The organism is Microbulbifer maximicatervae (SeqCode) (assembly GCF_052467385.1).
Window position 1 is genome coordinate 3,568,978 of sequence record NZ_CP174311.1, and the last position, 13,904, is coordinate 3,582,881.

General features: G+C 46.6%; 13 protein-coding genes. 4 read left to right on the forward strand and 9 right to left on the reverse strand.

Annotated features, from left to right (window positions below):
- The first annotated feature begins 4 nt into the window (after window positions 1-4).
- Window positions 5-553 (forward strand): histidine phosphatase family protein, encoded by a 549-nt coding sequence (locus ACJJIR_RS15225; protein WP_444905983.1) that lies wholly within the window; start codon window positions 5-7, stop codon window positions 551-553.
- A gap of 42 nt (window positions 554-595) precedes the next feature.
- Here the strand turns inward: ACJJIR_RS15225 and pepN are convergent, their stop codons facing one another.
- A complete protein-coding gene (gene pepN / locus ACJJIR_RS15230) occupies window positions 596-3,247 on the reverse strand; it encodes an aminopeptidase N (RefSeq protein ID WP_444905984.1) in 2,652 nt (883 codons plus the stop codon).
- Between the two features lie 495 nt (window positions 3,248-3,742).
- Here pepN and ACJJIR_RS15235 point away from each other — a divergent pair, with 495 nt between their 5' ends.
- The 3 genes from ACJJIR_RS15235 (at window position 3,743) to ACJJIR_RS15245 (ending at window position 7,446) form a co-directional block, all read left to right on the forward strand.
- Complete coding sequence (locus tag ACJJIR_RS15235) at window positions 3,743-6,733, forward strand: intermembrane phospholipid transport protein YdbH family protein (protein WP_444905985.1); 2,991 nt, start codon at window positions 3,743-3,745, stop codon at window positions 6,731-6,733.
- A 181-nt stretch (window positions 6,734-6,914) separates the two neighbouring features.
- Window positions 6,915-7,109, forward strand: a complete 195-nt coding sequence (locus tag ACJJIR_RS15240) for a YnbE family lipoprotein (protein WP_282931815.1) — start codon at window positions 6,915-6,917, stop codon at window positions 7,107-7,109.
- Between the two features lie 10 nt (window positions 7,110-7,119).
- A complete protein-coding gene (locus ACJJIR_RS15245) occupies window positions 7,120-7,446 on the forward strand; it encodes a YdbL family probable chaperone protein (protein ID WP_282931814.1) in 327 nt (108 codons plus the stop codon).
- 92 nt (window positions 7,447-7,538) lie between these two features.
- Here ACJJIR_RS15245 and rpoS read toward each other — a convergent pair whose 3' ends face one another.
- The 8 genes from rpoS to ACJJIR_RS15285 all read right to left on the reverse strand — a co-directional run bounded on the left by rpoS (window position 7,539) and on the right by ACJJIR_RS15285 (window position 13,869).
- Window positions 7,539-8,585 carry an RNA polymerase sigma factor RpoS gene (gene rpoS / locus ACJJIR_RS15250; protein WP_413664895.1) on the reverse strand — a complete coding sequence of 349 codons (1,047 nt, stop codon included), beginning with the start codon at window positions 8,583-8,585 and terminating at the stop codon, window positions 7,539-7,541.
- A gap of 199 nt (window positions 8,586-8,784) precedes the next feature.
- Window positions 8,785-9,546 carry a peptidoglycan DD-metalloendopeptidase family protein gene (locus tag ACJJIR_RS15255; RefSeq protein WP_444905986.1) on the reverse strand — a complete coding sequence of 254 codons (762 nt, stop codon included), beginning with the start codon at window positions 9,544-9,546 and terminating at the stop codon, window positions 8,785-8,787.
- 194 nt (window positions 9,547-9,740) lie between these two features.
- A complete protein-coding gene (locus ACJJIR_RS15260) occupies window positions 9,741-10,703 on the reverse strand; it encodes a DUF368 domain-containing protein (RefSeq protein ID WP_444905987.1) in 963 nt (320 codons plus the stop codon).
- Complete coding sequence (locus ACJJIR_RS15265) at window positions 10,700-11,371, reverse strand: protein-L-isoaspartate(D-aspartate) O-methyltransferase (RefSeq protein ID WP_282931810.1); 672 nt, start codon at window positions 11,369-11,371, stop codon at window positions 10,700-10,702. The genes ACJJIR_RS15260 and ACJJIR_RS15265 overlap by 4 nt, the downstream gene beginning before the upstream one ends.
- Window positions 11,372-11,425: 54 nt before the next feature.
- Window positions 11,426-12,388, reverse strand: coding sequence for a tRNA pseudouridine(13) synthase TruD (gene truD / locus ACJJIR_RS15270; protein ID WP_444905989.1), 963 nt, complete (start codon window positions 12,386-12,388; stop codon window positions 11,426-11,428).
- Window positions 12,381-12,866, reverse strand: coding sequence for a 2-C-methyl-D-erythritol 2,4-cyclodiphosphate synthase (gene ispF / locus ACJJIR_RS15275; protein ID WP_444905990.1), 486 nt, complete (start codon window positions 12,864-12,866; stop codon window positions 12,381-12,383). The genes truD and ispF overlap by 8 nt, the downstream gene beginning before the upstream one ends.
- Window positions 12,866-13,585 (reverse strand): 2-C-methyl-D-erythritol 4-phosphate cytidylyltransferase, encoded by a 720-nt coding sequence (gene ispD / locus ACJJIR_RS15280; protein ID WP_444905991.1) that lies wholly within the window; start codon window positions 13,583-13,585, stop codon window positions 12,866-12,868. The genes ispF and ispD overlap by 1 nt, the downstream gene beginning before the upstream one ends.
- Complete coding sequence (locus tag ACJJIR_RS15285; RefSeq protein ID WP_282931806.1) at window positions 13,582-13,869, reverse strand: septum formation initiator family protein; 288 nt, start codon at window positions 13,867-13,869, stop codon at window positions 13,582-13,584. Before ACJJIR_RS15285 ends, ispD begins: the two co-directional genes overlap by 4 nt.
- Window positions 13,870-13,904 lie beyond the last annotated feature (35 nt).

Here is a 13,904-nt window from a genome sequence, read left to right on the forward strand (position 1 = left end):
ATAGATGGCAAGAATTTTTTTAATCAGGCATGGAGAAGCAGCGAAAGGGGAGCACATCCCCGACCCAATACTCACAGACGAAGGTTACAAGCAGGCAGAAGAGCTAGCCCTAAAACTTTCCTCTCTAGAGAAAGTTCAATTAATCAGCAGCCCCAAACTCCGTGCACAGCAAACAGCAAAGCCTTTGGCCGAAGTTTGGGATATAGAGGTTGTAATTGAAAATGCAGTGACGGAAATACCTACACCAGAAGAAATACCCAAAGCTCAACGCCTAACCTGGTTACGAACATTACTTACTGGAGAGTGGGACCCCTGCGACAGAGAACAAAAAGACTGGCGCGAGGGAATAATCAGGTATTTGGAAAGTCTTTCAGAGGACACCTTTATCTTCTGCCATTTTATGGTCATCAATTCAGTTGTTGCACATATCCGAAACCACCAAAAAGTACAACAGTTTAGGCCCGATTACACTTCAATCACTGAGCTAAAAAATGATGGGAACAAGCTACATTTAGTTCAGCTAGGCGAAGAAAAAGTTAACAAAATCCTATAAAAAAATGGGGTATGTGCAGCATACCCCAAGCAGGTATTTATTTTAAATCAAGCTTTTGCTGACCACCTCAAACAAATCCTTAGATAGGTCTCCCGAATCAGCAACCCTTTGCAGGGCAACTTTCATCTTCTCACCCAGGCTACCAGAGTATTTTTTCCAACGTGTGATCGGTATAACCAGCCTTGCTGAAATTTGTGGATTTAGCTTGTCCAAGGCCAGAACCTGATCGGCAACAAACTCAAACCCGCTACCATCGCTCTTATGGAATTGCTTAAAATTACGATTAGCAAAACCACCTATTACAGACCTTACTTTATTGGGGTTTTTCATTTCAAAAGCAGGGTGATCCATAAGTGCACGAATATTTTCCAATGTACCGCGCTTGGGACTACAACTCTGCTGGCTCAGCCATAGTTCTACGACTTGAGTATCGGTTTTCCAGCGCTCATAAAATTGCTCAATCAACCCCCTGGCTCGGTCTTCCGGTGCATGATTAATAATAACAGCGAGAGCCGCTGCACTATCTGTCATATTACTAGCGCTCTCAAACTGAACCTGGGCTATATTTAAGGCCTCCTCAGTTTCTGTTATGCACATATAGGATAAACAGGTATTTTTGAGTCGTCTTTGCGCAACATCTAACGCATTCGGGCTATAGGGCTTTGTCGTATTCAATTCTAGATAGCGCTTGCGAAATTCATCAAATAATTCACCTGCAATTACCTTCCTTACAAAATCCCTCGCAACAATTATTGCTTCCGCATCAATAAATGATGACTCTTCAGCGATAAACTGCTCACTGGGCAACTGCAAGATCTCTGCAACCAGCGCTAGATCGAGATCAACATCCTGTAAAACCTCTTTATAAGCACTGATTAAACTTGATTGTACCTGTAGTTCCTCACCTTTACGAAAAGCCACCTGAAGATCACACAAAGCACTTAATGCTAGGCGCTGACTTGCATCCCAGCGGTTAAACGTGTCCTTATCCTTCCTCATTAAAAATTGAAGCTGCTCATTACTATAGTTATACCTTATTTTTACTGGAGCAGAGAAGCCCCGCAGCAATGAGGGTAAAGGCTTCTCCGTAAGTCCGGAAAACTCAAAAGATTGCTCATCTTCTGTTAACTGTAAAACAGTTTCAGTATCACCCTGCTCATTGAGTACAAGCTCTGCGCCATCAGCCCCCAGCAATCCAATTCTTATTGGTAAGTGGAAAGGTAACTTCTCTTCCTGACCCGGCGATGAAGGGCAAGACTGGCGAATAGCTAGCCTATAAGTGCCATCAGTTTCATTAAAGCTATCTGTCACATCAAGTATCGGCGTGCCTGCTTGGCTATACCAGTTGCGGAATTGCTTCAGTTCAACCTTGTTAGCATCTTCCATCGCCTTGACGAAATCTTCACAGGTTACCGCGCAGCCATCGTGCCGCTGAAAGTACAAGTCACTTCCTTTGCGGAATCCTTCTGCACCTAAGAGTGTATGAATCATCCGTACAACTTCCGCACCCTTTTCATAAATTGTCAGAGTGTAAAAGTTTGAAATTTCTATATAAGAATCTGGCCTGATAGGATGGGCCATAGGGCCGGCATCTTCAGCAAACTGGGTAGTACGCAAAAGGGATACATCTTCAATACGCTTAACCGCTCGGGAATTAAGGTCAGCGGAGAACTCTGCATCACGAAATACGGTAAAACCTTCCTTCAGACTCAACTGAAACCAATCCCGGCAGGTGACCCGATTACCGGACCAATTGTGAAAGTACTCATGCCCTACAATAGACTCGATCCGCTGAAAAGCTGAGTCCGTCGCTGTTTCTGGGCTAGCGAGCACGCAGGCCGAATTGAAAATATTCAATCCTTTGTTTTCCATAGCCCCCATATTGAAATGATCAACAGCAACAACCATAAAGATATCTAGGTCATATTCCCTTCCGTAAGTTTCCTCATCCCAACGCATCGCATTTTTAAGGGATCGCATAGCATGATCACACTTCCCAATATTTTTCGCTTCCGTAAAGATCTGCAACTTAACCTTTCTACCAGAGGCTGTTGTGAAGCTATCTTCCACATGCTCCAAATCCCCGGCTACCAACGCAAATAAGTAAGCCGGCTTGGCAAATGGATCTTCCCAAGTTACAAACTGACGACCATCTTCATATCTACCTTTCTCAATTTCATTGCCGTTGGAAAGTAGTACCGGGTGGTCCATCGGCGCGACGATGGTGGTGGTAAATTTGGACATAACATCCGGCCGATCAGGATAGAAAGTAATTTTTCTAAATCCTTCAGCTTCACATTGAGTGCAATACATACCATTAGAGAGATATAATCCCTCTAAAGATGTGTTTTCCTCCGGATTTATCCGATTGCGGATTTCCAGCAGAAATTCTGGTTTCTCTACAGGGATAGACAGGCCCTCAGGTAGAACCTGATAATCAGATGTAGATAACAAAACTCCATCCAAAGAAACCGAAAGTAATTCCAGCTCAACACCATCCAGCACTAAAGGCGGCAGCCCTGCGTCCGCTTGCGGATTTCTGCGAATATTCAAACGAGATTTGACCAAAGTTGCCTTGGGTTCCAGCTCAAAATGTAAATCAGTAGCATCCACCAGGTAATCTGGTACTTGATAGTCTTTCAGGTAAATGGTCTTTGGCTGGCTATCATTCATTATTGAAACACCTTCAGTCATTCTATGCCCTTCCGGGGCAGTATGAATTCGATTAATTGGACCAACAATATCGTTACCCGGGCTAATACTATTTATCACCCAAGTTAAAAACCGGACTATAGCTTCCCAGCGCGATTGGTGCCACGCATAGATAAGTTAGATTAATACTTGCCCTTGCAGCCTTGCCCACCGGCACTCTTGGTACGTCTGCCCCCACAGACGTGGCGGTAATAGCGGCGGAGAAATAAAAACTATCAATATGTTCATTTAAATAGCTAAAAACTATTAACTGATAGTCGATTATCTATCCATATAAAGCACTTATTGTCTGCCCCACCCTACAGCACAGTAGATACTCATCAACATGGCGAGAAATTGCAGCCAGTATAATTATCCAATCTGGTAAACTCGCCATAAGGTAGAAGTAAGGGATTAAAGTATTCCTACTCCGCCCTTTTGTAACGAATAATAGATTTAAGTTTGAGCTAATCTCTTGCGGGAACTCCGAGGTTAAGTGTGCGTAAACTCCGTATATCCATCATAACCCTATCTTGTTTTTTAGCTGCGCTCATAGCAGCTAGCTGGTGGAAAAAGGATATCGTTGCTTCTCAGCTAATCAACATTTTCTCAGGAGAGGTAGTTATTCAGGAGCTGTCAGGACTACGACTGGGTTTTAAAGAAGTTTCGATCCAGGAAGTTCGCCTAAAATCCAGTGTAAATAGCATTATCCTCCTTGAGGGAGTAAAAATTGTCTATCCTTTCCATATTATTTATGATCGAGATAACACTCAAAAAATTGAACTATCAATAGAAAAGCTAACCAGGAGCATGGAAGCTGAAGATATCGTTACCAAAGCCCATATCGACGAGCAGCTCCCGGAAAATAATGTCAAGACAAATAGTACATTTTCGTTAAGTGCCCTAAGCCAAAGTCTAACCCGCTTTTTGCCATGCAAGATATCTGTTAAGCAAATAGTACTCGATGACCAATTGATTGGCGGTCCACTAAATATAGCCCGCGACAACATAAAAATTCATGCCGAAACTCCCCTTAAACACCCCCAGTTTGGCGAGCTTAATTTATATTTTGAGGCTTTTTTAGGTTTGTCAGAAATCAAACTAAAACCCAGAATACTAACTAACAACTCAAAGATTCTGTCTGAAGCTGATATAACTATTGCTAAACTAAAAACTGACACATGGGTTTTAAACAGTAAACTTGTATCAGAGCTAGAATCTATAGCCCCACTGATAGAGGTATTTGAACCTAAAGCTAGCTCCACAACTAAGCCGACAGTATCAGGCAAAATTATAGCTACCACCGCGATTAGCTTGCCAGACAATCTGCTATCCATTTCAAGCTACCGAGAAATTGACATTCAACTTAATGGCAATGATCTAAAGGCCACAATCCCATACGCTCAACTAAACTCCGATATAGAAGCCCAATTATCTATAAGTAATCCAATAAAAATAACACTTGAATCACTATTTCCATTTAAACCTCAACATATCAAGGGGAATGGCGAGCTTGATATATCTTTAGGTACGGATAAAAACACCAATACCCCGCTATTAAGTGCGAACTTTAGCTCGAGCACATCGGCAACATCTCCCGAATTAGATATCGAAGGTACTTTTCATCTAACAAGTGCAAATACTATAGTTAATTCCCCCCTATATCTCAGGCACTTGCCAGCACTACCTATAGATAGTGTTAATGGAGATGTGGCATTTAAGGGTAAACTTCAACTAAGTTCGCTTAACAATATTAACTCTCCAGAAGTAAATAGCTTTCAATTAGAATTAATACCAAACCAAACTATTCAATTGGATATTTCAGCTTCCACATCAGGGAAAAACTCGCCTTTAATTACTACCGGATTACATCAAAGCAAGATTCAGGCAAGCATTAAAGATCTTATCTCCATTACAGGTGACCTGACCAATCCCAACAAAAGAGATATTGAGGTCGAACAAGGATCTCTAACTGCAACAATACAAGGCTCCAATGGGGACTCGACAGTACAGTTAACCGCTAGCGGCATACAATGTCACTTCTCTGATATCAGTGCCTGTAACTTTGAGCTGAAGACAAAGGTACCCCAACTTTATGAGCGGGCCAGAGAATTAGCAGTTACCAATCTGAGCTCAACGGCCAAGGCAAAGATTGAAAGCAATCTTAAAGGTCAAAAATTCACGCTAGAGAGCATTAAAGTATCTGGAGAAAAAATAGCAACCAAAACATTGGCGGCTGACAGAGTAAACTTAGATATACCAACAGTACACTGCGAAGTAACAGCACCTACAATCTGCACTCTCCCAGAAATAAGCAGTCAGTTTGGAATTATCAACACCGAGCAATTTTCCCTTTCTGGAGACCTCAATTTTCTTGATAGTATCGTTACCATCAAAAATGGTGCTGCAGCGCTGGACAGTGAATTTAATAGTAACAATTTAGAGATTGAGACATCGGAAAAGTACAAGGTTAACTCTTCAGCCAAAGGCAAGCTATCCCTGCAACACAATAAGCTAACAAGTCATAGTCAAATTAAAGCAGGTGCAATTAAAATTGATTTAAGCGGCTCTTACGACTTATCAAAATCCTCAGGTGGAGTTGAATTTTCCGTTCCTGAAGTTACCTTTAGTACGGATCGCTCTCTAAACGATACGATCCAGGGGCTTCCCCTCAATATCGTCTCGGGCAGACTTTCTGCCGGTGGTTCTGTGTCTTTGCCCCCCCGGTCCAAAGATAGTATCCATGTTTCATTGGACGATATTGCAGCAACCTATAAGGATAGTTTTGCCACCGGAATCAGTGGAGATCTAAAAGTAGAAAACGAAGATGGGCACTGGATCACACCTACACCATACTCACTATCGATAGAATCTATTAACGCGGGTTTACCAGTAAAAAATATCCAGTTATCACTGCAACTGGATAAACAGAAAGATATTACATTGCATAATTTTTCTGCTGACTTTTTGCAAGGCAAGGTTACTTCATCAGCCCTTATTTGGAATCTCGCTGAAGAGACTCGAAAAAGCATTGTACATGCACAAGGTATTTCTCTAGAGGCTTTAGCACAGGAGACGGACTCAGAGAACTTTGAGGCCAGCGGGCTAATTAATTTAGAAATCCCCATTGTAACGGGGCCTGAGGGTATCACTGTGGAAGCCGGTCACCTTCAGGGTGAAGCTCCAGGCGGACGCTTGCGCTACTACGGAGCCTTTTCTCCGCAGATGCTGGCAAGCAACCCTCAACTCAAGTTGATAGCCAATGCATTGGAAGATTATGAGTTTCAAACACTGGAAGGCAGCATAGACTATCCAGCCAGCGGAGATCTCCAACTACAGCTAAAGCTGGTTGGGCGAAGTGAGGCTATCGATTCTGATCGAGACCTGGTGATCAACCTGAACCTTGAAAACAATATCCCAGACATGTTGCGCTCATTGCAAGCCAGTCGTGATTTGACTGAAACCCTAGAAAAGCAGCTGGACCAATAGGTCAGGAGTGAAGTAGCCTTTATTGGTATGTACAAGCCTGCTTGGTTCATCACCGGTTAAGGTTGACTCAATAAAATACTTGGGTCTGCCGGCATCCAACTCACCTGCTGAACCAGGCAGGTAACACGGGCTAGGTACAAAAAGTAAAAGGGTACCAAAGAGGTACTGTGAGGAGTGTCAGATGAAAGCCAGCCGACTGATTCCTATGGGGCTGCTATACGCTATGGTTGCTACAGGGTGTACACCCACTGTAGCGGTAAAGGCTCCCAGTGAGCCAATTACAGTAAACCTGAATGTGAAAATTGAGCACGAAATTCGGGTCAAGGTCGACAAGGACCTGGACAACCTGTTTGAAGACAAGGAAGGGATTTTCTAAGGAGGCAAATATGAAGACATTAATGAAAGCCTTTTTGGCACTGAGCTTATTAATCGCCCTGCCTGCAATGGCAATTTCCCTAAATGAAGCCAAAAGTAAGGGCCTGGTTGGTGAAGCCAATAGCGGATACATCGCTATCGTAGATGCCAGCTCACCAGAACTGGAAAAACTGGTCAAAGAAGTGAATGCCAAGCGAAAAGCTGCTTACGCTCGAATCGCTGAGCGCAATAAAATTGATATAGCCCAGGTGGCAACACGCGCCGCTGAAAAGTTGGAAGCCCGCTTGTCACCCGGAGAATACTACCAGGACAACCTGGGACGCTGGGTAAGGAAGTAACTCATAGCACGAAGACTTCAGCTCAGCAAGAAGAGATGATAAAAAACCCCACAGCCAGAAACTGGCAGTGGGGTATTATCAAGGAGTAGAGGCTACAAATTGCCAAATAGTGAATGCCCGTCGAGCCCCTGCTTCTCCATAACCTCTCTTAAACGTTTCAGTGCATCCACCTGTATCTGCCTGACCCGCTCCCTGGTGAGACCGATTTCACGCCCTACTTCTTCCAGGGTGCTCGCTTCAAAACCGCGCAAACCAAACCGCCTAGAGACCACTTCACACTGTTTGTCAGGTAACTCTCCCAACCAGCGGTTGATGCTGTCAAAAAGGTCCCTGTCCTGTAAAAGCTCTGCTGGGTCAGATTCCTGCTGATCGGGGATGGTATCTACCAAGGTCTTCTCAGAAGAGGGCCCAATGGGAGTATCTACAGAAGTAACCCGCTCATTGAGCCCCAGCATACGCTCGACATCTTCGACTGGCTTCTCAAGGAGGGTCGCAATTTCTTCTGCGGATGGCTCGTGATCCAGCTTTTGCGCCAACTCTCGAGATGCACGCAAGTACACGTTTAACTCTTTCACGACATGGATGGGCAGGCGTATGGTCCGGGTCTGATTCATTATGGCCCGTTCTATCGTCTGACGTATCCACCAGGTGGCGTAAGTGGAAAAGCGAAAACCTCTCTCTGGATCAAACTTCTCAACTGCTCGAATCAGGCCCAGATTGCCTTCCTCAATAAGGTCCAGCAGTGCCAAACCTCGGCTAACGTAGCGGCGAGCAATCTTTACAACAAGGCGAAGATTGCTCTCGATCATTCGTTTTCTTGCCGCAGCATCTCCACGCAAAGCCTTGCGCGCGTAATACACCTCTTCTTCTGCGGTCAATAGGGGGGAGAATCCAATTTCATTGAGATAGAGTTGAGTAGCGTCGAGATTTTTCTGCAAATGGCCATCGCCATCCAATCTACAAACTCTACTTTTCTCTGCCTGGGAGGGTGCGGAACTCTTTTTAGCCGCAGATTTCCGCGTGCGACTAACACCTGCTTCAGTTGAACCTAATTTCTGCTCATCATTTTCAACGTCTAACTCAGGAGGAAAGTCTTCTGCCTGGCCAGCCATAGACTGGTCTTGCCGTTGTGCTTCCATTTCCCCTGCTCCTTGTACTTTGCCAATTTCAGCCGCACAACACACTCGGACATTGATAACACAACTATCAATGCCGCAGGTATGTGGCGACAGCCACTGAATCGGCTGACCCTGGGATGGCCACGATTACAGTGACTACCTCAAGTGGTACTAGTTAAAAGTCCATTTTTATTTGCAGAGCTTTACTGCGGCCGTGAACTTACGGTAAGTAGGCAAGAGGGTCTACTGGCTGACCGTTTTTGCGAATCTCAAAGTGGAGCTTGTTGCGGTCGGTACCACTCGAACCCAGTTCCGCTATCCTTTGCCCCGCCTTTACCCTGCTGCCCTCCTTTACGAGCAACCGGTGATTGTGTGCATAGGCACTGAGGTAAACCTCGTTGTGCTTGACGATCAGCAGCTTTCCATAACCTCTCAAGGCGCTTCCTGCGTAGATCACGGTGCCATCAGCCGCTGCCAGTACAGACTCACCCTTTTCACCCGCGATATCAACTCCCTTACGCAATGGGTCCCCAGAGTGGAAGTGACTAATCACTTTCCCCTTGGCGGGCCAGCGCCAGTTGACCGATCCGCTCCGGCGAGATGCTGTTGATTGGCGCTTTGGGCTTGGTGTTAAAGATTTTTTAGCAGTGGTCGTTTGTATTGTTTTCGGTTTAGCTTTTGCGACTGGCACTTTTTGCTTCTTTTGCGTGCTGGCAGTGCTCTTGGTTGGCACTGAACCCGTCAGCCTGATTCTCTGCCCAGGATATATTTGATAAGGGGAGCGGATACCATTTATCGCCGCCAATTGGCGAAAATCCTTGCCGTAACGCCAGGCTATCGAATAGAGGGTATCCCCTTTACCTACCGTGTGGTGGGTAATTTTGATACTCGGGGGCTGGCGTAGGGAGCTTGAGGGAGCCTTATGGCTGGAACAGGAGGAAACGGCCTGCAGCAGAACCAGCAAGCCTAATATTTTAAACACCCCCCACAAACAATGACCGATTTTAGGGAGCTTGTTCCGCCAACATCGGCGCTCAAAAGGTTGCAAAAGATGACATTCCATTATTCTCTTTTTACATCAGACCACGGCATTTATGGAAAAAGTGTCTAAAGAAAAGCTCCAAAAATCTCTGGAAAAGTTTGATAAAACGCTGCCATACCGAGATTTTCCAGATCTTATTGCGGAGTGGCGCAAGACTTCTCTCTGTGCACCTTGCCAAAGAAGTCTACAGCGAGAACTAAGAGCGCTGCCACTAGAGCCGCAACAATTGCGCCCCCCAAATGAGCACTGTCGCCGGTTTGCTCGACATAAGTTAGCGGAGAAGTGTTGGATAGCAAAGGGGCCAATTTGCTTGATGCTTCGATTTCCCCGGACATTGGCAGTTTCCAGGGCCAAATAATCTTCAAACTACCCAACAAAACCCCGGCAAGAAATGCCAGTGTCCTGGCTACATATTTGTGCATCAGCCAAGACAACAACCGACTGAAGAGCATCAGTCCTATTGCCGCCCCTGCCGCAAAGCACAATAGGTTTGAAATTTGGAGTTCATGAACTGCAGCTAAAACCTTGGGGTATATCCCGATTAATAACAGCAGGAAAGCGCCGGAAATTCCCGGCAGTGCCATCGCACATATTGCCAAAGCACCTGATAAAAACAGCGTAAGTGGAGTTGCCGGTATCTCCGAAGGCCGCATCTCGCTCACTGTTACTGCAAGCGCAATACCCAGTGCAAGAAAAACCAAAACAGATGGCGACCACCGGGGGATATTTCTCACAATGGGAACAATTGAGGCGAGAACCAAACCGAAAAAGAAAGACCACACAACAATTGGATAATTTTGCAGTAAGCCACTAATCAGGTGGGCCAAGCTAAAAACGCTCAACAATACCCCAAGGAAAAGAGAGAGCAAAAAGCTCCCATTAATATAGCGCCAAGTGGATAGAAACCCCTCCTTCCGCCACACTGTAATACAATGCGGGCCTATTCGACTGAGGGAGTCCAAAAGCTCCTGGTAGATGCCGGTAATAAAGGCAATAGTTCCCCCGGAAACACCGGGCACCACATCGGCAGCCCCCATTGCCATTCCCCGCAAAAGCACTCCGGGGTAGCGACTTTTTAGAACCTCAGCAAATCTCATCGAACCACGCCACCGAGTAAAGGCACGAAACGTACCGCTTCCAACTTTTCCACATCAAACTTATTACTATCCTCACGACGAGTCACCATCGTCAGGTATTGCTGCTCAGCCCCCACCGGAATTACCAAAACTCCATTGGGAGCCAGCTGTTCTCGCAGCTCATCAGGAATCATCGCAGGTGCTGCTGCAGCCAGGATAGCATCGTAAGGACCCTCTTCTTTCCAACCAAAGCCCCCACTGCTGAGCTTGTACTCTACATTGCTATAACCCAGCTCCCCCAACCGATGGCGAGCGGTTTCCAACAGAGGTTCGACACGCTCGACGGAATAAAGTTGTTCGACCAAGCGAGCAAGAATGGCCGTTTGGTAGCCAGAGCCCGTACCCACTTCCAGAACTCGGTGCAGAGACTTGGCTCTACTCAGTAAGAGTTCAGTCATACGGGCGACAATGTATGGCTGGGAAATGGTTTGGCCATACCCTATGGGCAAAGCAGTATCTTCATAAGCCCGAATAGCCAGGGCCTCATCCAAAAAGAGATGTCGAGGTGTAGATGCCATTACATCCAGTACCTCCTCGTTGGATATCCCCTCTTCCCGCAATCGCTGGATCAAGCGATTACGGGTTCGCTGGGAAGTCATCCCCAGACCTTCTTGTCTCAAGCGATCCATATTCTTTTCTTGTCCATGATTTGTGCAACAGCGCCAGTCACCTAAATACAAATTTTATGTGCACTGTTTAACATTGACCAGCTGAGCTATCTCCCGTAGCAAAGCCGTAGCAAAAGTACCTGGTGGCAAGGCAAATTCGACGATTAAATGATCACCTTCCCACTCATAGCGAAACGCCTCCGGGGATAAAATCATGGCCCGGCGTTCCTGGCTAAGACCGCAGTGCTCCAGCCAGTTGCACCAAGGCTGCCACGGAGACAACACTTGCTCTTCCAACTGCCCCAGGGCATCCGTTGACAGGTTTCTGCCACGCCCCCAAAGAGGCCCGGTTGGGTAGTCTTCAGGCTCTCCAACGAGGGGGCTCTGCCAGGTTCCGGTGTTGACTCGTTCAGCCAAAACCTGGTTGAACAGCCAGCTACGGGCAGCAGACATGGCGAAGGCCTTTTCGCTTTTGCGGCAACGACCGTCCTCTTCAGCTAAGTTTTTTGCCAAGCTAAGGTTATTGCCATCAATCCCAAAGCGCTGTTCACCGAAGTAATTGGGCACCCCTTTGGGAATCAGCTGAAGTACTTCTTCTGCTTTGTCCTGATCACCTTCTACATTGCGCAGACGAATCTTGAAGCGATTCCCCATATGCTCTCCGCGACGCAACTTGCGTGGCCCCCGGAAGGCCTGGAGCAATGAAATCTCATCGCTGTTAATTTGCGACCAGTCTGCTTCTGGCTTTTGTCCGAGCCATACACTGAACCATTGAGTGGTAACAGCATGTCGGTCTTTCAATCCATAAAAGCTGGCATCCCGGCTTTGCACCCCGGCTAACTTCGCCAATTCCTTGGCAACCCAGGCGGTATTTGCCCCGCGCTTTTTAACCTGTAAGTAAACATGCTCACCATCTTTATCAGCCGGTGGCATAGCCAGTTCATCGACAATAAAATCTTCTGGTTCTGTGCGAAAATCGCCAGAAATTACCGCACCCCCAAGCGCTCGGGGCCAATCCAGATTCCAAACTTCAGACATCTTTGCGCTCTAATAAAACAGTAGCTTGCGCGGCGATACCCTCACCGCGACCAGTAAATCCAAGCTTTTCTGTAGTGGTTGCTTTGACACTGATCGCATCGCAATCAACACCACAGTCAGCGGCAATATTGATCCGCATTCCATCGATATGCGGAGCCATTTTGGGGGCCTGGGCAATCAACGTCATATCCGCATTAACCAGGCGATACCCTTTACTATCGATTAACCCAACAACATGTCGAAGCAGGTTTCTGCTATCCGCTCCGGCAAATTGTTCATCGTTATCGGGAAAGTGCTTACCGATATCTCCCAGGGCCAGAGCCCCCAGTAAGGCATCCGATAGGGCGTGCAGTAAAACATCCCCATCAGAATGAGCTACCAAGCCATACCCATAGGGGATTTGTACTCCTCCGAGCACTACATGATCACCAGGGCCAAATGCATGCACATCAAAGCCCTGGCCTATTCGAAAACTCACTATCGCTTATCCTCAGTCGGGGAGTAGCGCAGACGTAAAATAGTTTCTGCAATTATGATATCGGCGGGGTGCGTCACTTTAATATTGTCACTATCACCCGTTACCAATTGCGGTGAATGGCCAAAAAACTCCAGTGCGCTGGCTTCATCGGTTACAGCAACCCCTTGCTCCAGGGCTTTACCAAGGCATGAGTGCAAAGTGCTGAGAGGGGCACGTTGCGGGGTTTGCGCCAACCAAATACTTTCGCGGTCAACCGTTTCTTCCACACAGGCTACACCGCCAGTCATATGACTGCGCTTTAATGTGTCGCTTGCGGGGCGCGCCAAAAGTGCCATCGGTGAGACTTCGTCACTGAGTAAAGCGCAAATATCGCGCTCAGACACACAGGGTCGTGCAGCATCGTGGACTAAAACCGGAGTATCGCCGCTTTCTCGCCCCGCCAGGAAATCCAGGGCGGACTGAACAGAGTCTGCTCTCTCAGCTCCACCAATGACGGTGTGTACCAAGGGGTGGTTTGCTTCTTTCAGGTGAGGGAAGTAGGTATCCTGCTCCGATAGCGATACTACAACGCCAGCCAAACCTGGCCACCCAAGAATATTTTTTAAAGTCAGGGATAGAAGTGGTCGCCCGAGCAATGGCAGGTACTGTTTCGGGCGATCAGCCCCCATACGTTTGCCAACGCCGGCAGCGGGTACAATGACCCAATAATCCTTAATCAATTTTCAGCCTCTTCCTTATCCAGGAAGATAAACAGTGTTTCCCCTTCCTTGATCAGTCCCAGGTCATAACGGGCTTTCGCTTCCACACCATCAGTGCCAACTTTCAAACTGCGGACTTCCCTAAATAGTTGACGGTTTTCCCGCACCAGCGCGATATTTTTTTCTTGCTGTTGGGCTAATTGACGCTTGAGACGGGTAACTTCGGCGAGACTACCTTCACCAACCCAAAGTCGGTACTGGGTGGCGAGGAGCATAATGGTGAGTATTGCCAGCAGCCATTTCATACGAGATTACGATATTTCGCTTGTTCGTATTTATA